Raw genomic sequence first — 17,300 nt, 5'->3', positions numbered from 1 at the left:
CCATCCCCAACTACGCGGGCAACAAAGGACATTGACAACAGTGACCGGGTGAGCGAACGCTGACAAGAGCACAAGGTGCCCCGCAGGCCACAGCACGACGACCGCAACGGCACCACCGCACAACGGCACCGCGGTCATCACCCTGGTCACCACCGGAAGGGGACGACATGGCGAACAAGATCGAGATCCGTCCGCTGGACAAGAAGGAGACCACCGGCGACAGCGGCGGCAACGGCGGCTCCTGACCGGACGCGACCGATGCACCGCTACCCCACGGTCGCGGAAGTCACCGTGGCGGCGCGACGGCTGGTCTCCCGGTTCCCCGGGGCCGGCCGCCTGCGCCGTATCGGCACGTCCCGGGCGGGCCGGCCGCTGCTGATGCTGTCGGTGGGACACGGGCCGCGCCACGTCCTGGTGGTGGCCCGGCCGCACCCGGACGAACCGGTGGGCGGTGCGACGGCGCTGGCGCTGGCGCAGCGGGTCGCAGCCGGCGAGCGGCGCTCCCCGGCGACCGACCCCGACACCGTCACCTGGGACATCGTCCTGTGCCTCGACCCGGACGGCGCCGCGCTCAGCGAGGGCATCGAGGCGGCCACGGCCGGCCCCGACCCCACTCTGGCCCGCTACTACCGCGCCGCCTTCCGCCCGGTCGCGGCGGAACAGCCGGAGTGGGCGCCGATCGTCGGACGGCGACTGCCCGAAAGCCGCGCCCTGTTCGCGGTGATCGACGAACTCCGTCCGGTCCTCCAGTGCTCCCTGCACAACGTCGACGCGGGCGGCACCTGGGTCCAGCTGACCGGCGACCTCCCCGGCCTCGCCGCCCCCTACGCGGCCTCCGCCTCGGCCCTGGGCATCCCGGTCCAGCACGGCACCTACGACGCCCTGTACTGGGAGAACCCGGCCCCCGGCATCCACGTCCTGCCGCCACCGGACAGCACCGCCCGCCTGGCGGCCGGGTCCGAGAACATCGGCCTGTCCACCTGGTGCGCACCCCAGCGGTACGGCGGCGTCACGGCGATCGTCGAGGTTCCCCTGTGGGCCACCGCCCCGGCCGACGACCGGACCCCGCACCCGGCCCCCGCCCGCGCCCTGCGCGACCTCTCCGCGCTGGTACGCGAGGGCGGCCGTCAGGTGACCGCCGTCTTCGACAAGGCCCGCGACTTGCTGCCCCCGGCCGAGCACAGCCCGCCCAGACGCGTACTGGAGTGGATGGCCGACGACCTGTACGACCTGGTAGCCGACGCCTGGCAACCCCTCGCCGACCAGGCCGGATCGGTCCCCGGCTCCCCCGCACCGACGACGGCCGGAATCAGCACCCTGGAGGTCGTCGCCCGCCGCCAGCCACTGCGCGCAGCGGGCCTCCTGCTACGCCTCCTGGACGCGGCCGACGACCCGGCGGCCGCCGCCCTCCACCACGAACTCGACGGCCTCTTCACCACCTGGTGCACGGAGTTCGAGCAGTCCCTGCATTTGCGCCCGGTCCCCGTGCACGCCCAGGTGGAACTCCAGACCCACACGGCGCTGGCGGCGGCGGAGTGCGCGCTGGGGCGCTGAGGTGGCCCTGCGCCCCGTTCGGAGTTCGTTGGGCGCCTGCGGCGCAGCAGCCTCCGGCAATTCCATCGGGCCACTGCCGTAGACGCGGACCACAGCCGGGCCACCGTCCGCCTTCAGGTCGCCAGGTGCCCCACGAAGATCCCGACCAGAGCGCGATCGTCGTGCTCCGGGATCGGCAGGGAGAAGTGCACCCGGTCACGGTCCCACCGTCGCTTGCCGTGCCACTCGCAGCGGTAGGTGGTGCCCTCGTGACTGACGTTGCGCTGTTCCCACGCCTTCGCGTTCTTCCACGTCACACGGAGGCACTCGGCGGGGGAACACACGGTCCCCCCTGCGTCACAGCGGACGTCGTGCCCAGAACAGCGCATGCCCGCTGTCCCCGTCGGGGACGAACTCCTCTTGCTCAACCGTCAGGCCCGACCGGGTGAGCCAGGCTCGGTTGGTGTCGGCATCCGCGTGGCTCCACCACATGGCCACGCCGCTGTCCAGCCAGTTCTCGTCCACTCCAGTCCACTCATGCTGACCAGTGCTGCAGAGAAACCAGCCACCGGGCCGCAGCCACGACGCGATTTTCCCCAGCAACGGAAGCTGTTCCTCCAGCGGGATATGGATCAAGGCGTAGAGGGACACCACAGCATCAAAAGAAGCATCCGGGAAGTCCACCGCCGTGGCGTCGGCCGTGCTGAAGTCGGCGTCGGGCACGAGTTCCTGAGCCCGACGGATCTGCACCTCGCTGATGTCGATGCCGGTGACGTGGTGTCCCGCCCTCACGAGGTCACGCACGACCGGTACTCCGTTGCCACAGCCCAGGTCCAGCACCCTGCTGCCGCCCACGAGGCGCGCGTTCAGGCTCGCGATCCACGAGGGGTATTTCGTATCGGACTGGTACGCCTCGTCGTAACGCAGCGAAAGCGCGTCATACCCGCGTCGCACCAAGTCCTTGGGGTTCTCTGCAGCCACAGCCGAGGACGCTAGCGCCCTTGTTCGCCGCCGGGCGAACCTTTTTGCCGGGTACCCGGCGCGAGCGGTCTGCGCACCAGGGCAGTAGAGCCTTTGAGCACAGGTGACGCTCGGACGAGTCGTGGGCGCCTTGGCGGTCAGTCGGTGAGAGCTGCGGCGGAACCTCGCACAGTGCCCGGACCTGCGGTTTCCCCGTTGCCGTGCCGCCCTCCTTCGCACCCATCGCCTTCACGGCCACAAGTACGCCGTAGACACCGTGCTCGCCGCCGCGCCGCGTCACCGCATCGCGGGATCGAGGACTCATTCGGCACACAGGTTGACACCACACCAGGCGTCGCACCGGAACTCCATGGTGTTCCGCAACGGCCACGTAGATGGAGGCCTTCGTCTTCGTCCAGAAGCTCGCCGCATTCCGGGGCGACTGCGAGGCGATCGAGCGCCCGGGGGCCTAGGCAAGCCGCATGTCGATGACGTACTTGCCGCGGACACCGCCGGACTCGAGCCGCCGATGGACCGCCGCGATGTCGTGCACGGGGAAGACGGTGTCGATCACCGGCCGGATCGTTCCCGCCTCGACGGCCCGGGTGAGGTCGGCGATCCGGTCGGCCGACGGGTTGTTGCTGAACATCTTGACGCGCCGGGGAGCGACGGCCGCCCGCAGGACGGTGCCGAGCATGGAGGAGACGACGCGGTCCGAGTCGAAGGCGAGTGCGACCAGGCGCCCTTTGGGGGCCAGCCGCGCCTGGTAGGCACCCAGGTCGGTGCCGACGACGTCGACGATCACGTCGAAGCGGTCGAGGTCCTCGGGCCGGGTCGTGCGGTAGTCCACGGCCTCGTCCGCGCCGAGCCGGGTGATCCAGTCGAGGTTGCGGGCGCCGGCGAGGGCCGTCACGTGCGCGCCGAGTGCCTTGCCCAGTTGCACCGCGACGCTGCCGACGCCGCCGGTGGCGCCGCGGACCAGGAGCCTTTCCCCGGGCCGGAGTCGCGCCTTGCCGATCAGGGCCGTCATCGCCGTGGTGCCCACCACCGGCAGGGCGGCGGCCTCGACCGGGCTCAGGTTCTCCGGAGCGCGGGCGAGCCGCTGCTCGGGCACGGCGACGTGGTCGGCGATGGCGCCGAAGGTGAGGTGCGGCATGAGGCCCCACACCGCGTCTCCGACGCCCCAGGCGCGTACGCCGCCGCCGACGGCCGCGACCCGGCCGGCGAAGTCGCTGCCCAGACCGCGCGGGAAACGGGCGCGGGTCACGCGGCGCATCTTGCCCGCCCTGAAGGCGGTCTCGCCGGCGTCCACGCTCGCGGCGTGCACGTCGACGAGGACTTCGCCGGGGCCCGGCCGGGGCGCGGGGACGTCGTCGACACGCAGAACGTCGGGCGGGCCAAATCGGTCGAACTGTACGGCGCGCATGCCTTCGTCTCCTGGTGTCGTGGACAGAAACGGGGTACTCCTCCGTTTTTTGAATATGGGGGCACCCCCCACTTGTTGTCAAACGGCGGACCCCGACGACGGTGCGAGAATGGGGTGGCACCCCGCTTTGCCGGCGAGGAAGGAGACCACAAGCGTGAGCAGGGAGAATCCGGGCCCGCCCAAACGCGCGGACGCACGCCGCAACTACGATCGGATCCTCGAGGCCGCCGCGGCCGAAGTCGCCCGGCGCGGAGCCGACGCCTCGCTGGAGGAGATCGCACGGCGGGCCGGCGTCGGCTCCGCCACGCTGCACCGCCACTTCCCGTCCCGGTGGGGCCTGCTCCAGGCCGTCTTCCAGGAGCGCGTGGCGCAGCTCTGCGGCGAGGCCCGGTCCCTGGCGCGCGCGTACCCGCCCGCGACCGCCCTGGCGAGATGGCTGACGTCCCTGGCGGTCTTCGGCGCCGTGACGCGCGGCGCCGCCCGTGCCCTGCTGCGGGCAACGGGCACGACCGAGTCGTCTTCGCCGGACTCGCGCTGCGAGCAACTGCTGATGGACGCGGGCGGCGACCTCCTGGCCCGCGCCCAGCACGACGGAACCGTCCGCGACGACGTGACCGTCGTCGAACTGGTCTCCCTCGCCAACGCGGTGTCCCTCGCGGCCGAGCACACCCCGGACGCCGCGCAGCACGCCACCCGGCTCATGGGCATCGCCGTCGAGGGCCTGGGCGTACCCGGACACGGCCCCCACGGCTGACCCGCGTTCAGCTCCAGGCCCGCCGTTCCCGGCCCCGGGGGTCGTCGACCCGCGTCCACTCGGCGTCGATGCACATCGTGGCCCGCCGGTCGGTGTCGTACGGGTCCCAGCCGGGGTCGCCGGTTCGGGCGAACCGGATCCAGGTCTCGTGGACGCGGCCGGCGAGGTCCGCGGGGGCCTCGTCGGGGCCGAGCAGGGCGCCCGTGCCGTGGAGCTCCGGCCGGTCCGCGAGGTCGAACACGAAGGGCAGTTCGACCCCGTGGGTGGCGCCCAGTTCTCCGTCCAGGGCGCGGGAGCGCCAGGCGAACCGGTAGGCGTAGGTGGCGGACCGCGGATGGGCGGCATGGGCGTCGGCCAGAGCGCGGCTGCCCGCGCCGAACAGGGCGTCGCCCGTGATGGCGGAGCGCAGTTCCGCGAAGGACGCCCCGGGACGAGCCGCGCGGTAGGTCTCGACGAGCCGCGCGGGATCGGGGTGCGAGCGTGCGGCGGCCTCGTCGACGTCGGCGGCGGTCGAGGTGGCGTACTTGCCCACCGGGACCAGGTAGAGGTTGCCCTCCTCGGCGTTGGTGCCGATGAGCAGGTCGACGTCGGCGGCGCGACCGGCGGCGACGGACGCGGCGGGCTGGGTGTCCAGGACCAGGCTGAAGGGGCTGAGGCCGATCAGCGGGTCGCCGTGGGTCGCGGTCCGCAGGTCGATGCCCGTCAGCCCGGCCGCCGCCTCGACGAGCCGCTCGTCCGGGATGCCGCCGAAGGCGTCCACGTGGGGCTCGATGCCCAGGGCCCCGGCCGCTGCGCGGGTGACCCGGGCGGCCTGCTCGGGCGTGAACGCGCCCAGGCCGCTGCCGCTCTGCACGATCGCCCGGCGGAACAGCCCGGCGGCCTCGGGGGTGGCGAGGACGCCCCCGACGATGGTCGCCCCGGCCGACTGGCCGAAGAGGGTGACGTTGCGCGGGTCGCCACCGAAGGCGGAGATGTTCTCCCGGACCCAGCGCAGCGCGGCGACGACGTCGAGCAGACCGCGGTTGGCGGGCGCCCCGGGGACGTCGAGGAACCCGGCGATCCCGAGCCGGTAGTTGAGGGTGACGAGGACGACCCCGTCACGGGCGAACGCGGAACCGTCGTACAGGGCGGCCCGCGTCGATCCGGCGACGAAACCGCCGCCGTGGACGAACACCATGACCGGCAGGGCGTCACCTGCGTCACCTCCGGCGGCGGGCGCGAAGACGTTGACGGTGAGGTAGTCCTCGCCGCGGCTCCAGCCGGTGCCGAAGTAGGGGGTCATGTCGATGTCGCCGAGCCTGCGCGCGGCCTGCGGGGCGTTGGGTCCCGGGACGGTCGCGTCCCGTACGCCGTCCCACGGCTCGTGCGGCTGCGGCGGGGAGAACCTGCCCGTGCCGCGTGGCGGGGCGGCGTACGGGATGTTCAGGAAGGTGCGGGTGTCGCCCTGGCGCAGGCCGCGGACGGCGCCCTGCGCGGTGGTGACGACGGGTCCGGGGTGCTGGTTCATGCCGCGTGTCTTTCTCACTGGTGCGTCTTGCGAGTCCGTGTCGCGTGTTTGCGTCGCGTGCCCGTCTCGCGTGCTCGTCTCGCCCTGCCTTGCGCGGGCGTCACGCCTGCTCGGCCTCGGTGTACTTGGCGAAGGGCGCCCAGCCCTTGATCGCGAACTTGTCCCCCGCACGCACGACTTCGGCGGCACCGTGGCCGCCGAGGTGCGCGGGGAAGACGAGGGCGTTGCTGTCGACCGCCGCGCCCAGGAGCTTGTGGCGGGTGGCGCGGGCTTCGGCGGGGTCCTCGCAGAAGCAGCTGTTGGCGTCGGGTTCGTGGATCTGGATCGGGCTGTGCATCAGGTCGCCCACGAACAGGGCCCGGTCGGAGCCGGACTCCAGCCGCAGCACGGACGAGCCGGGGGTGTGCCCGGGTGCGAGGTCGAGGCGCAGGTTCGCGTCGATCCGGTGGCTGTCCTCCCACAGCAGGGTGAGACCGGCCTCGTGCACGGGGGCGACGCTGTCCTCGAAGACGTTCTGGTTGCCGCGGCCGAGCAGGGTCTTGATCTCGTTGGCCGGGTTCCAGTAGTCGAAGTCCGCCTTGGCCATCAGGTAGGTGGCATTGGGGAAGGTCGGAACCCAGGTCCGCCCGTCGAGGTAGGTGTTCCAGCCGACGTGGTCGACGTGCAGGTGGGTGTTGATCACGATGTCGACGTCCTCGGGGCGCACCCCGGCACGGGCGAGATTGCCCAGGAAGTCGGTGTCCAGGCGGCTCCACACCGGTGCGTACGGCCGGTCCTTGTGGTTGCCGACGCCGGTGTCGACCAGGATGGTCCGGCCCTCGCTGCGCAGGACCCAGGTCTGGATCGCGGTGTTGACGATGCGGGTCTCGGCGTCCAGGAAGTCCGGCACCAGCCAGGAACGGTGCGTGTCCCACGCCTGAGCCGGGCTGTCCGGGACGAACGCCTCGGGCGTCAGGTCGACGGGACCGTAGTACTCCCGGACCCGGGTCACGGTGACGTCGCCCAGGGTGATGGTGTCCATGGTGCGCTCCAGTTCGATCAGTTCTTCCGCAAGGGTGCGTCGCGGTGCCGGGGCGGCGGTATGCGTCAGGTGACTGCACCTGGCTGCGGCGGGCCGGCGTACTGGGCCGGCCCGTGCCGTACGGAACAGGTGTCGGGCGGCCCCGTCGCCGCCGCCCCACGGCTGCGGCACCGTCCCGCTGCTGTCGGAGAAATGCCAGTTCCTGGAGCAGCTGTGGCGAACGGTGGAAGCACTCGAGCGGGCCGGATTCCGGCCTACGACCTCGGTCCGACCGTGCTGGGCCGGGAGACCGAGACCGCGGACCTCATGCGGCGCGTCGCCGCCGGCCGGACCCGCAGCGCGGTGCTGGTCGTCGAGGGCGAACCGGGTGTCGGCAAGAGCACCCTGCTCGACCTCGCCGTACGGCGGACGCGCGGGGCAGCCGGCCACCGGGTGCTGCGAGCGGTCGGCAGCGAGTCCGCAGTGGTGCGCTGCCCAGTACAGCCTTGGAGCGCCGAAACAAGGGCGAGCTCCACGACGCGGCGGCTCCTCGGCCGGACCCACGAGGGCAACCCCCACCGCCCGAGACTCGCCCCACCTCCGCCATACCGGACTATGGTGTAAGTATGGCTACCAAGAAGGTGACGATCACTCTCGACGAATCCCTGGTGGACGCCCTGGCCGGCGCAGCCGAGGAGGAGGGCATCCCGCTCTCCAGGCTTGTCGCCGGAGCAGCCGAACGGGAGTTGCGGCTGCGGGCCGGGCGGGCGGTGATCCAGGAGTGGCAGGCGGAACACGGCGCCTTCACGCCGGAGGAGCTCGCCCACGCCCGCGCCGAGATGGCCGACGCCGATGCCGAGTACCTCAGCGGCACGGGGGCATCGACCGCGTGAACATCCCCTACCTGTACGACGCCGGTGCGCTGATCGCCATCGACAACGACGACCGGCGCATGTGGGCTCGCCACAGCCTGGCTCTCGAAGACGGCAGGGACATCCACGTGCCTTCCGTGGTCGTCAGCCAGGCCTGGCGGGACTCCCGCCGGCAGGTCAGGCTCGGCAAGTTCCTCGCGGGGTGCCATGTCGCATCCGTGGGCTTCGAAACCGCCAAGGCCGCGGGCATTCTCTGCGGCAAGGCCGGCACCGCGGACATCGTCGACGCCACCGTCGTCGTCATGGCTGCCAGTCTCGGGGCGATCATCTGGACCTCCGACCCGTACGACATCCGCGCCCTCATCGACGCCCAGGGCGTCAAGCCGGCTCCCGTCATCCGCACTGTCTGACCTCCGAAGGTCTGCGGACTCCCGCGGACAGCAAGACGACCTGACCGGCGTTCTCGCAGGTCAGGCCGCCTCTGGCGATACGGTCACACGTTGAAGCGGAACTCCACCACGTCCCCGTCCTGCATCACGTAGTCCTTGCCCTCCATGCGGGCCTTGCCCTTGGCGCGGGCCTCTGCGACCGAGCCCGTGGCGACCAGGTCGTCGAAGGAGATGACCTCCGCCTTGATGAAGCCCTTCTGGAAGTCGGTGTGGATGACACCGGCGGCCTCGGGGGCGGTGGCGCCCTTCTTGATGGTCCAGGCGCGGGATTCCTTGGGGCCGGCCGTCAGGTAGGTCTGCAGGCCCAGGGTGCGGAAGCCGACGTGGGCGAGGGTGGCGAGGCCGGGCTCGTCCTGGCCGACGGACTGGAGGAGTTCGAGGGCCTCGTCCTCGTCCAGCTCGGCGAGGTCCGCCTCCAGCTTGGCGTTGAGGAAGATCGCCTCGGCGGGGGCGACCAGGGCGCGCTGCTCGTCCTTGAAGTCGTCGTCGGTCAGCTCGTCCTCGTCGACGTTGAAGACGTAGAGGAAGGGCTTCGTCGTGAGGAGGTGCAGGTCGTGGAGGAGCTCCGCGCGCTCGGTGCCCTGGAGGATGCCCTGGGAGAAAAGGGTGTCGCCCTTCTCCAGGATCTCCTTGGCCTCCTCGACGGCCTTGACCTTGGGCGCGATGTCCTTCTTGATGCGCGACTCCTTCTGGAGGCGCGGGAGGACCTTCTCGATGGTCTGGAGGTCGGCGAGGATCAGCTCGGTGTTGATCGTCTCGATGTCGTCCTTCGGCGAGACCTCGCCGTCGACGTGCACGACGTTCTCGTCCTTGAAGGCGCGGATGACCTGGCAGATCGCGTCGGACTCGCGGATGTTGGCCAGGAACTTGTTGCCCAGGCCCTCGCCCTCGCTCGCGCCGCGCACGATGCCCGCGATGTCGACGAAGTCGACCGTGGCCGGGAGGATCTTCTCGGAGGAGAAGATCTCGGCCAGTTTCGCCAGCCGGGGGTCCGGGACGCCCACGACGCCGACGTTGGGCTCGATCGTGGCGAACGGGTAGTTGGCCGCGAGCACGTCGTTCTTGGTCAGGGCGTTGAACAGGGTCGACTTGCCGACATTCGGCAGACCGACGATTCCGATCGTGAGCGACACGTTGCGACTTCCCGTACGTGAGATGCGGAGGGGTGGGGCAGGCCAGGCATGGGCCGATCCACCAGTCTACGGGGTGTGCCGTACCGGACCCGCGGGGAGTCGAACGCTTGGCCAAGGCAGACCAGACGGCGTGTCTGTCGGGCTATTCGGCACATAAACCGACCTAAGTTGGTCCAGTGGAGCAATACAGGACGCGACCTGCGCAGTACGGACCGCGACGAAACCGGGCACCGCTGCCCGCCCAGGGACGGGGCGGTGCCGCTGCCGCACGGCCTCCGGCGGGGCGGGCCGGGCGGCCGGTGCGCCGTCGGCCGGCACCGGTGCGGCCGGCTTCGGGGCCGCCCGGTTCGCCGGTGGCCCGGGTGGTGCGTGCCGTGCGCGGGATGCCCAATCCGCGGCTGACGGGGCTGGGCAGCGGTCTGTTCTGCGCGGCCGTGATGACCTTGCTGGGGTTCCTGGACGAGCTGCTGTTCGGGGCGTCCCTGACCGTGTACGGCGTGTTGTTCGTGCCGGTGAGCCTGCTCACCGCGCTCTGGGTGCGCCGGGGCGACCTGCTGACCGCGCCCGTGGTCGTGCCGATCGCCTTCGCCGTGGGGCTGGTCCCCGTGGCCGAGAGCGGGGACGGTCTCGGCGGGCGGCTGATGGGGCTCGTGACCGCCCTGGCCACGGAGGCCGGATGGCTCTACGGCGGGACGCTGGTCGCCGGGTCGGCCGTGATCGTCCGCCGGATCCGGCTGGTGCGGCGCCGGGCCGCCGCCCGGAACCGGCCCCCGGCCTGAGCCTGCCCGCGCTCACCCGCCGACCCGGGCCTGCGCTCAGCCCGCCGCGTGCATCGCCGCGCCCACGATCCCCGCGTTGTTCTGCAGCTGAGCGGGGACGATCTCCGCCCGGACGCCCTCGATGCGGGGCAGGAACTTGTGGGATTTGCGGCTGACGCCGCCGCCGATGATGAACAGCTCCGGCGAGAAGAGCATCTCGACGTGCGCGAGGTACTTCTGGACGCGGTGGGCCCAGTGCTCCCACGACATGTCGTGGTCCTCCTTGACCTTGCTGGAGGCGCGCTTCTCCGCATCGTGACCGTCCAGCTCCAGATGGCCGAGCTCCGTGTTGGGGACGAGGACGCCGTCGGTGAACACCGCGCTGCCGATGCCGGTGCCGAAGGTGAGCAGGACGACCGTGCCCTTGCGACCGCGCCCGGCCCCGAAGTGCATCTCGGCGACGCCCGCCGCGTCCGCGTCATTGACCACCGTGACGTCCAGCCCGCCCAGCCGCTCGCTGAACAGGGCACGGGCGTCGGTGTCGACCCAGCCGGCGTCGACGTTGGCAGCGGTCCGCACCGTCGCGCCGCCCGTCACCACGCCCGGAAAGGTGAGCCCGACCGGGCCGGTCCAGCCGAAGTGCTCCACGACCTCCTTGACCCCGTCGGCCACGCCGTCCGGGACAGCCGGGTGCGGGGTCAGCACCTTGCAGCGCTCCTGGGCGAGGTCGCCCCTGTCGAGGTCCACAGGGGCGCCCTTGATCCCGGATCCGCCGATGTCCACGCCGAAGATCTGCATGGCCCTACGTTACGACGGACGACTGACCGTCACGCTCCCGCGGTACCCGCGGCGCCGGAGCCGCCCCGCTCCGCCACCAGGGACGCCGCCTCCTCGCGCAGGTCGCGGCGGAGCTCCTTGGGCAGGGAGAAGGTGATCGACTCCTCGGCGGCCTTGACGATCTCCACGTCCTCGAAGCCGCGCTGCGAGAGCCACTCCAACACCTGCTCGACCAGGACGTCCGGGACGGACGCTCCGGAGGTGACGCCGACCGTGGTGACGCCCTCCAGCCAGGCCTCGTCGATCTCGTCGGCGAAGTCCACCAGGTACGCCTCGCGGGAGCCGGCCTGCTTGGCGACCTCGACGAGACGCTTGGAGTTGGAGGAGTTGCGGGAGCCGACGACGATCACCAGCTCGGCCTCGGCGCCCATCTGCTTGACCGCGAGCTGACGGTTCTGCGTGGCGTAGCAGATGTCGTCGCTCGGCGGGGAGATCAGCTGCGGGAACTTGTCCTTGAGCGCGTCGACGGTCTCCATGGTCTCGTCGACGGAGAGCGTGGTCTGGGAGAGCCAGACGACCTTCGACGGGTCGCGGACCTCGACCTTCGCCGCGTCCTCGGGGCCGTCGACGAGCTGGATGTGGTCCGGGGCCTCGCCGGAGGTGCCGATGACCTCCTCGTGGCCCTCGTGGCCGATCAGCAGGATGTCGTAGTCGTCGTTCGCGAAGCGGACCGCTTCCTTGTGGACCTTGGTGACGAGCGGGCAGGTGGCGTCGATGGTGGCGAGCTTGCCGCGCTCGGCCTCCTCGTGGACGACGGGGGCCACGCCGTGCGCGGAGAACATCACGATGTTCCCCGGGGGGACCTCCTCCGTCCGCTCGACGAAGACCGCGCCCTTCTTCTCCAGGGTCTGTACGACGTACTTGTTGTGGACGATCTCGTGCCGGACGTACACCGGAGCCCCGTACTGCTCCAGGGCTTTCTCGACGGCGATCACGGCGCGGTCCACACCCGCGCAGTAGCCACGGGGGGCGGCGAGCAGGACACGGCGGCCAGGCGAAGCAGTCATGGCACCCATCGTAAGGCCGCGTTCGGCGGGTCAAAGATCGCGGCGGTGCGGCGTTGCCGGGGAGACTGGCGGGAACGTTTGGAGACGGAGTCCGAGGCGCCGGCGGAGGAACGATGTCGCAGAACGGACAGAACGGTACGACGGCCGCCCCGGGGGCCGGTACGGAACACCAGCTGAGGCGCAGTCTGGGCTTCAGGGACCTGGTCGTCTACGGGCTGCTGTTCATCGCGCCCATGGCGCCGGTCGGTGTGTTCGGCACGCTGGACGCCAAGTCGCACGGTGCGGTGGCCCTCGTCTACGTCGTCGCCACGGTCGCGATGGCGTTCACCGCATTCAGCTACGCGCAGATGGTGCGGGTGGTCCCCCAGGCGGGCTCGGTGTTCGCGTACGCGCGCGCGGGGCTCGGAAACGGGGCCGGGTTCGTCGCCGGGTGGATGGCGATGCTGGACTACGTCCTCATCCCGGCGGTGGCGTACCTGTTCTCCGGCATCGCGATGGAGGCGCTGGTCCCCGAGGTGTCGCGGTGGGTGTGGACGGCGATCGCGGTGGTCGTGACGACGCTGCTGAACCTGTGGGGGGTGCGGACGGCGGCCCGGGTGGGCTTCCTGGTGCTCGCCATGGAGATCGTCGTACTGGTCGTCTTCGTGGCCGCGGCGATCGTGGTGCTGGCGCAGGACGGGGCCGACCGCGACTGGCTCTCGCCGCTGTCCGGGGACGGCACGCAGGGGGCGTTCGCGCTGTCGGCGGTGGTCGGGGCGGTGTCGGTGGCGGTGCTGTCGTACCTGGGCTTCGACGCGATCGCCACCTTCGCGGAGGAGGTCACCGGCGGTTCGGCGAAGGTCGCGCGGGCGCTGCTGTTCTGTCTGGCGCTGGCCGGTGTGCTGTTCGTGGCGCAGACGTACCTGGTTGCCCTGCTCGAGCCGGTGTCGTCGGCGCAACTGGCGGCGGAGCCGGAGCGTCAGGGGTCGGCGTTCTACGACGCCGTGGACGCGTCGGTGGGCACCTGGCTGCACGACCTGGTGGCGGTGAGCAAGGCGATCGGCGCGGCGTTCGCGGCGCTGGCCGGGCAGGCGGCGGCCGGGCGGCTGCTGTTCGCGATGGGCCGCGACCGGCGGCTGCCGGGGGTGCTGTCGCGGACGGACTCCGGGGTGCCGCGGGTGGCTCTGCTGGTGTCGGCCGTGATCACGATGGCGGCGGCGGTGTGGGCGGCGCGCCGGGACGACGGGCTCGACCACCTGGTCTCGGTGGTCGACGTCGGCGCGCTGACCGCGTTCACGCTGCTGCACGCGAGCGTGGTGGGCTGGTTCGTGGTCCGGCGCGGCGGGGGCGGTGCGGTGAGCTGGTGGCGGCATCTGCTGGTGCCGGTGCTGGGCGCGGCGATCACAGTCGCGGTGATCGTGGAGGCGTCCGGGACCGCGCAGGTGGTCGGGGCGATCTGGCTGGCGGTGGGTCTGGTGGTGCTGGCGGTGCAGTGGAGGGGGCGCAGGGACGCGGAGGCGGCGGGGGTGTGACACAGGAGCCGCCGGGCCACAGATGGCCGGGGGGCGGGGCCGGGGGCGGACGCGAAGGGACTGATTGTCGGACCCGGCCGCTACGCTCGGGCGCATGGCTGCCAACTCGACTCCCGAAAGCCCGCTGCCCGTGGGCGAGGTGTCCCGGCTGATCGGGGGCTGGATCGACCGGCTCGGCGCGGTGTGGGTCGAGGGGCAGATCACGCAGCTGTCGCGGCGGCCGGGCGCCGGTGTGGTGTTCCTGACGCTGCGCGACCCGTCGTACGACATCTCCGTGAGCGTCACCTGCTACCGGCAGGTGTTCGACGCCGTGGCGGACGTGGTGGGCGAGGGTGCGCGGGTGGTCGTGCACGCCAAGCCGGAGTGGTATGCGCCGCGCGGGCAGCTGTCCCTGCGGGCGGCCGAGATCAAGCCGGTGGGCGTCGGGGAGCTGCTGGCCCGGCTGGAGCAGCTGAAGAAGGCGCTCGCGCGTGAGGGGCTGTTCGCGCCGGAGCGCAAGAAGCCGCTGCCGTTCCTGCCGCAGCTGATCGGCCTGGTGTGCGGGCGGGCGTCGGCGGCGGAGCGGGACGTGCTGGAGAACGCCCGGCACCGCTGGCCCGCCGTCCGCTTCGAGGTGCGCAACGTCCCGGTGCAGGGCGTGCACGCGGTGCCGCAGGTGGTGCAGGCGGTGAAGGAGCTGGACGCGCTGGACGACGTGGACGTGATCGTCGTCGCTCGGGGCGGCGGCAGCGTGGAGGATCTGCTGCCGTTCTCCGACGAGCAGCTGGTGCGGGCGGTCGCCGCCTGCCGTACGCCGGTCGTCTCGGCGATCGGCCACGAGCCGGACAGCCCGCTGCTCGACCTGGTCGCCGACCTGCGCGCCTCGACCCCGACCGACGCCGCCAAGAAGGTGGTGCCGGACGTCGGCGAGGAGTACGAGCGGGTACGGCTGCTGCGCGACCGCGCCCGGCGGTGTGTGGCGGCGTTCGTCGACCGTGAGGAGCGGGGGCTGGCGCACGCGCTGGCTCGCCCGTCGATACAGGATCCGCACCGGATGATCGAGGAGCGGGCCGAGCAGGTGACGGCCCTGCTGGAGCGGGGCCGCCGTGCCCTGCGCCACCACCTCGACCGGGCCGACTCCGAGCTGACGCACACGCACGCGCGCGTGGTGGCCCTCTCCCCCGCCGCGACCCTCAAGCGCGGGTACGCCGTACTGCAGCGGGCCGACGGCCACGCGGTCCGCGACCCCGGCGAGGTGGAGCCCGGCGAGACGCTGCGCGCCCGGGTGTCCGAGGGCGATTTCTCCGTACGAGTCGACGCATAGGGTGGGTGGATGACCAGCGAGGTGGAGCAGCCGACGGCGATGTCCGAGGCGCTCGGGTACGAGCAGGCGCGGGACGAGCTGATCGAGGTCGTCAGGCGGCTGGAGGCCGGCGGTACGACGCTGGAGGAGTCCCTCGCCCTGTGGGAGCGGGGCGAGGAGCTGGCGAAGGTCTGCAGGCGCCGGCTGGACGGCGCCCGGGCCCGCCTGGACGCGGCCCTGGCCGAGGAGGAGGCGAGCCCGGAGGACGAGGACGCGGCCTCCTAGCCGCCGCCTCCGGCCCTCTTCCGGGCCCCTGGCACGCCTCCCCCCGGCACGCCTTCCTCCGTCAGCCCGTCCTCCGGCACCCCGTCTTCCGTCAGCCCTCCTTCGCCGTGTCCTCGGCCAGTGTGTGGGCGACGAGGGCGTTGGCGTGGCCGTGGCCGAGGCCGTGCTCGGTCTTGAGCCAGGTGACCAGTTCCATGTGCTTGGTGAGCGGCGAGGACCGAATGAGGTCCTTCCACTCCGCGACCGGGCGGCCGTACTTCTTCTCGATGGACGGGAAGTAGGAGGCGGGGCCCTTCACGGTGGCGGTCATGGCGATGTGCTCCCTGTGTACGGGTACGAGGACCAGGTACGAGTGACGATGTGTCCTGTAGGACGGCGGCAGCCGCGCGAAATGATCGCCACCCGTCCGTGATGCGCGTCACTCGACCTTCAGTGAGGTGAAGCGGGGCCACTGCTGCTCCGGCCCGTCGTTGCGCACGCCGAGCGAGAAGCCTCCAGCGCCCTCCGCCACCCGCCACCGGCCCGCGCGGACCGCCGTGCAGGGGTCGCCGTCGACGCTCATCCGCACCTGCCGGGGGGTGACGGAGACGGTGATCCGGTGGGTGGCGGACGGCTCGAGCCGGCAGGTCCGCCGCTCGCCGGTGCCCTGCGGCCCGCCCGAGGTGAGACTCGCCGTGTTGCGGCCGACGGTGAGCGTCACCGGGTGCTCGCTGCCCGCCCGAACGGTGATGCCGACGCTGTTGGAGGTGCCGTGCAGGCCGTCGGCACCGGCGCGCAGGCGGTAGTGGGTCCAGTCGGCGGTGGCCAGCGGTCGGTAGTCGGCCGAGACGTAGTCGGTGCCGGCCGGGGGGCGGCTGGCTCCGGTGAGGACGCCGGGTCCGGCCGGCCCGGTGTCGCCGGTGGTCTCCCAGTGCGCCTGCCGGGCCAGCGGCCGGTCCGCGTCCTCCGGTGCCACCGGGGCCCATCGGGCCAGTTCGTGCAGGAGACCGGCGGGGCTGGTGTCCCGGGTGATCTCCAGGCGCTGGACCTGTCCGGCGGCGGCCGCGCGCGGCCCGGCGGGCAGCGGGCGCGCCGCGCTGTTGGTGAGCGTGGCGGCGAAACGCTTCCGCAGCAGGGAGCGCAGGGCCTCGGCGTCGTCCGCGCCCAGGTTGGACTCGTCCAGCCGTTCCGAGAAGGGGTAGGCGAAGAGCCGGGGGCGGGGCAGGTCGTGGGCCACGAGGTCACGGACCGAGCGGCCGAGGTCCGCCGCGATCCGGCGCCGGTACTCGCCGGAGGTCTCCACGCGTCCCTCGTCCGCCCGCCACAGCCGGTTGGTGAACGCCGACCGCTCGTGTCCCGCCGCGTCCACCGCGGCGCGTTCGTGGCTGAGGTGGGTGTGCGCCTGGAAGTCCCAGCGCCTGGACCGCGCCATCCGCTCGATCTCGGCCCAGGAGAGGTAGTACGGCCGGTGGGTGCCCACCTGGCCGGTGATCAGATAGGCGGCCGCCTTCATCCCGTACCTGGCCAGGACCGGGTCGGCGTGCGTCCACAGTCCGTGTGTGCCGTCGTCGAAGGTGAGGTAGACGGTGCGCGGGCCCGGGGTGCGGCCGCTGCGGAGGAAGTCGGTGAACTCCTCCGTGGACAGGGTGCGGTAACCCGCGTCGCGCAGCGCGCGCAGCTGTGCGTCGAAGTTCTTGAGGGAGACGGTGTAACGGCTGCGGCCGTCGGGGCCGATGTCGTGGTAGGCGAGAACGACCGGCGCGCTCCCGGCAGGCGCCGCCTTGGCGTCCGCGCCCGCGCCCGCGGACGCGGGCGGCGCGGCCTGTGCGGCCACCGTGCGCCGGAGGGTGTCGTACTGCCAGGCGACGGTGAACGGCAGGGCGACGACGGCCACCGCGAGCAGTCCGAGGGCGGTGCGCAGCAGGAGCCGGCCCTTTCCGGTCCGGCGGGACCGGTTTCCGTGAGGTCCGTCGCGTCTCACGTCCACCGTCCCCGGGTGATGACGAA

Annotated in this window: 19 protein-coding genes; 9 read left to right on the top strand and 10 right to left on the bottom strand. The window is 72.0% G+C overall.

Going from position 1 to position 17,300, the window contains the following annotated elements; all coding sequences use genetic code 11:
• Positions 1–258: 258 nt before the first annotated feature.
• Positions 259–1,554 carry a M14 family zinc carboxypeptidase gene (locus tag AB0P07_RS03260; RefSeq protein ID WP_365544321.1) on the top strand — a complete coding sequence of 432 codons (1,296 nt, stop codon included), beginning with the start codon at positions 259–261 and terminating at the stop codon, positions 1,552–1,554.
• Positions 1,555–1,667: 113 nt separating this feature from the next.
• Here the strand turns inward: AB0P07_RS03260 and AB0P07_RS03255 are convergent, their stop codons facing one another.
• The 3 genes from AB0P07_RS03255 to AB0P07_RS03245 all read right to left on the bottom strand — a co-directional run bounded on the left by AB0P07_RS03255 (position 1,668) and on the right by AB0P07_RS03245 (position 3,919).
• On the bottom strand, positions 1,668–1,850 hold the full coding sequence (locus tag AB0P07_RS03255; protein WP_365544318.1) for a hypothetical protein: 183 nt from the start codon (positions 1,848–1,850) through the stop codon (positions 1,668–1,670).
• 40 nt (positions 1,851–1,890) lie between these two features.
• On the bottom strand, positions 1,891–2,514 hold the full coding sequence (locus AB0P07_RS03250) for a methyltransferase domain-containing protein (protein WP_365544315.1): 624 nt from the start codon (positions 2,512–2,514) through the stop codon (positions 1,891–1,893).
• A 448-nt stretch (positions 2,515–2,962) separates the two neighbouring features.
• Positions 2,963–3,919 (bottom strand): NAD(P)-dependent alcohol dehydrogenase, encoded by a 957-nt coding sequence (locus AB0P07_RS03245; RefSeq protein WP_365544312.1) that lies wholly within the window; start codon positions 3,917–3,919, stop codon positions 2,963–2,965.
• Between the two features lie 154 nt (positions 3,920–4,073).
• Here AB0P07_RS03245 and AB0P07_RS03240 point away from each other — a divergent pair, with 154 nt between their 5' ends.
• The gene (locus AB0P07_RS03240) at positions 4,074–4,673 is read left to right on the top strand and encodes a TetR/AcrR family transcriptional regulator (protein ID WP_365544309.1); all 600 of its coding nucleotides are present in this window, start codon (positions 4,074–4,076) and stop codon (positions 4,671–4,673) included.
• A 7-nt stretch (positions 4,674–4,680) separates the two neighbouring features.
• Here the strand turns inward: AB0P07_RS03240 and AB0P07_RS03235 are convergent, their stop codons facing one another.
• Both AB0P07_RS03235 and AB0P07_RS03230 read right to left on the bottom strand, forming a co-directional pair.
• The gene (locus tag AB0P07_RS03235; RefSeq protein WP_365544306.1) at positions 4,681–6,180 is read right to left on the bottom strand and encodes a carboxylesterase family protein; all 1,500 of its coding nucleotides are present in this window, start codon (positions 6,178–6,180) and stop codon (positions 4,681–4,683) included.
• A 100-nt stretch (positions 6,181–6,280) separates the two neighbouring features.
• The gene (locus AB0P07_RS03230; RefSeq protein WP_365544303.1) at positions 6,281–7,201 is read right to left on the bottom strand and encodes an MBL fold metallo-hydrolase; all 921 of its coding nucleotides are present in this window, start codon (positions 7,199–7,201) and stop codon (positions 6,281–6,283) included.
• Between the two features lie 213 nt (positions 7,202–7,414).
• Between AB0P07_RS03230 and AB0P07_RS03225 the strand changes: the two genes are divergently transcribed.
• The 3 genes from AB0P07_RS03225 to AB0P07_RS03215 are packed head-to-tail and all read left to right on the top strand — an operon-like array spanning position 7,415 to position 8,462.
• A complete protein-coding gene (locus AB0P07_RS03225; protein WP_365544301.1) occupies positions 7,415–7,804 on the top strand; it encodes an AAA family ATPase in 390 nt (129 codons plus the stop codon).
• A 2-nt stretch (positions 7,805–7,806) separates the two neighbouring features.
• The gene (locus AB0P07_RS03220; RefSeq protein ID WP_365544298.1) at positions 7,807–8,073 is read left to right on the top strand and encodes a hypothetical protein; all 267 of its coding nucleotides are present in this window, start codon (positions 7,807–7,809) and stop codon (positions 8,071–8,073) included.
• The gene (locus AB0P07_RS03215; RefSeq protein WP_365544295.1) at positions 8,070–8,462 is read left to right on the top strand and encodes a twitching motility protein PilT; all 393 of its coding nucleotides are present in this window, start codon (positions 8,070–8,072) and stop codon (positions 8,460–8,462) included. The genes AB0P07_RS03220 and AB0P07_RS03215 overlap by 4 nt, the downstream gene beginning before the upstream one ends.
• Before the next feature lie 83 nt (positions 8,463–8,545).
• Here AB0P07_RS03215 and ychF read toward each other — a convergent pair whose 3' ends face one another.
• Positions 8,546–9,634 (bottom strand): redox-regulated ATPase YchF, encoded by a 1,089-nt coding sequence (ychF, locus tag AB0P07_RS03210; RefSeq protein WP_365544292.1) that lies wholly within the window; start codon positions 9,632–9,634, stop codon positions 8,546–8,548.
• Positions 9,635–9,810: 176 nt separating this feature from the next.
• On the opposite strand from ychF, the gene AB0P07_RS03205 reads away from it, so the two are divergent.
• Positions 9,811–10,413, top strand: coding sequence for a DUF6542 domain-containing protein (locus tag AB0P07_RS03205; RefSeq protein WP_365544289.1), 603 nt, complete (start codon positions 9,811–9,813; stop codon positions 10,411–10,413).
• Positions 10,414–10,449: 36 nt separating this feature from the next.
• Here AB0P07_RS03205 and ppgK read toward each other — a convergent pair whose 3' ends face one another.
• Complete coding sequence (gene ppgK / locus AB0P07_RS03200; protein ID WP_365544286.1) at positions 10,450–11,190, bottom strand: polyphosphate--glucose phosphotransferase; 741 nt, start codon at positions 11,188–11,190, stop codon at positions 10,450–10,452.
• 29 nt (positions 11,191–11,219) lie between these two features.
• Positions 11,220–12,245 (bottom strand): 4-hydroxy-3-methylbut-2-enyl diphosphate reductase, encoded by a 1,026-nt coding sequence (locus AB0P07_RS03195; RefSeq protein WP_365544283.1) that lies wholly within the window; start codon positions 12,243–12,245, stop codon positions 11,220–11,222.
• 104 nt (positions 12,246–12,349) lie between these two features.
• Between AB0P07_RS03195 and AB0P07_RS03190 the strand changes: the two genes are divergently transcribed.
• From AB0P07_RS03190 to AB0P07_RS03180, 3 genes are all read left to right on the top strand, one after another.
• The gene (locus tag AB0P07_RS03190) at positions 12,350–13,747 is read left to right on the top strand and encodes an APC family permease (RefSeq protein ID WP_365544280.1); all 1,398 of its coding nucleotides are present in this window, start codon (positions 12,350–12,352) and stop codon (positions 13,745–13,747) included.
• 94 nt (positions 13,748–13,841) lie between these two features.
• Entirely contained in the window at positions 13,842–15,050 is a 1,209-nt protein-coding gene (gene xseA / locus AB0P07_RS03185) for an exodeoxyribonuclease VII large subunit (RefSeq protein WP_134653614.1), read from the top strand.
• Positions 15,051–15,059: 9 nt separating this feature from the next.
• Positions 15,060–15,314, top strand: coding sequence for an exodeoxyribonuclease VII small subunit (locus AB0P07_RS03180; protein WP_365544278.1), 255 nt, complete (start codon positions 15,060–15,062; stop codon positions 15,312–15,314).
• A gap of 91 nt (positions 15,315–15,405) precedes the next feature.
• Here the strand turns inward: AB0P07_RS03180 and AB0P07_RS03175 are convergent, their stop codons facing one another.
• Entirely contained in the window at positions 15,406–15,624 is a 219-nt protein-coding gene (locus AB0P07_RS03175; protein ID WP_256109761.1) for a DUF4287 domain-containing protein, read from the bottom strand.
• Between the two features lie 108 nt (positions 15,625–15,732).
• Positions 15,733–17,274: a polysaccharide deacetylase family protein gene (locus AB0P07_RS03170; RefSeq protein WP_365544274.1), complete on the bottom strand. Its 1,542-nt coding sequence runs from the start codon at positions 17,272–17,274 to the stop codon at positions 15,733–15,735.
• Positions 17,275–17,300: the final 26 nt, after the last annotated feature.

The sequence above is a fragment of the Streptomyces sp. NPDC085944 genome, from assembly GCF_040686295.1.
GTDB lineage: Bacteria > Actinomycetota > Actinomycetes > Streptomycetales > Streptomycetaceae > Streptomyces > Streptomyces salinarius.
This window is presented reverse-complemented; position numbering and strand designations above follow the sequence as displayed.

Coding starts and splice junctions, on each gene's coding strand:
- AB0P07_RS03245 (WP_365544312.1), bottom strand. CDS start 3,919: ATGCGCGCCGTACAGTTCGACCGATTTGGCCCGCCCGACGTTCTGCGT.
- AB0P07_RS03175 (WP_256109761.1), bottom strand. CDS start 15,624: ATGACCGCCACCGTGAAGGGCCCCGCCTCCTACTTCCCGTCCATCGAG.
- ppgK (WP_365544286.1), bottom strand. CDS start 11,190: ATGCAGATCTTCGGCGTGGACATCGGCGGATCCGGGATCAAGGGCGCC.
- xseA (WP_134653614.1), top strand. CDS start 13,842: ATGGCTGCCAACTCGACTCCCGAAAGCCCGCTGCCCGTGGGCGAGGTG.
- AB0P07_RS03190 (WP_365544280.1), top strand. CDS start 12,350: ATGTCGCAGAACGGACAGAACGGTACGACGGCCGCCCCGGGGGCCGGT.
- AB0P07_RS03260 (WP_365544321.1), top strand. CDS start 259: ATGCACCGCTACCCCACGGTCGCGGAAGTCACCGTGGCGGCGCGACGG.
- AB0P07_RS03230 (WP_365544303.1), bottom strand. CDS start 7,201: ATGGACACCATCACCCTGGGCGACGTCACCGTGACCCGGGTCCGGGAG.
- AB0P07_RS03195 (WP_365544283.1), bottom strand. CDS start 12,245: ATGGGTGCCATGACTGCTTCGCCTGGCCGCCGTGTCCTGCTCGCCGCC.
- AB0P07_RS03180 (WP_365544278.1), top strand. CDS start 15,060: ATGACCAGCGAGGTGGAGCAGCCGACGGCGATGTCCGAGGCGCTCGGG.
- AB0P07_RS03235 (WP_365544306.1), bottom strand. CDS start 6,180: ATGAACCAGCACCCCGGACCCGTCGTCACCACCGCGCAGGGCGCCGTC.
- AB0P07_RS03220 (WP_365544298.1), top strand. CDS start 7,807: ATGGCTACCAAGAAGGTGACGATCACTCTCGACGAATCCCTGGTGGAC.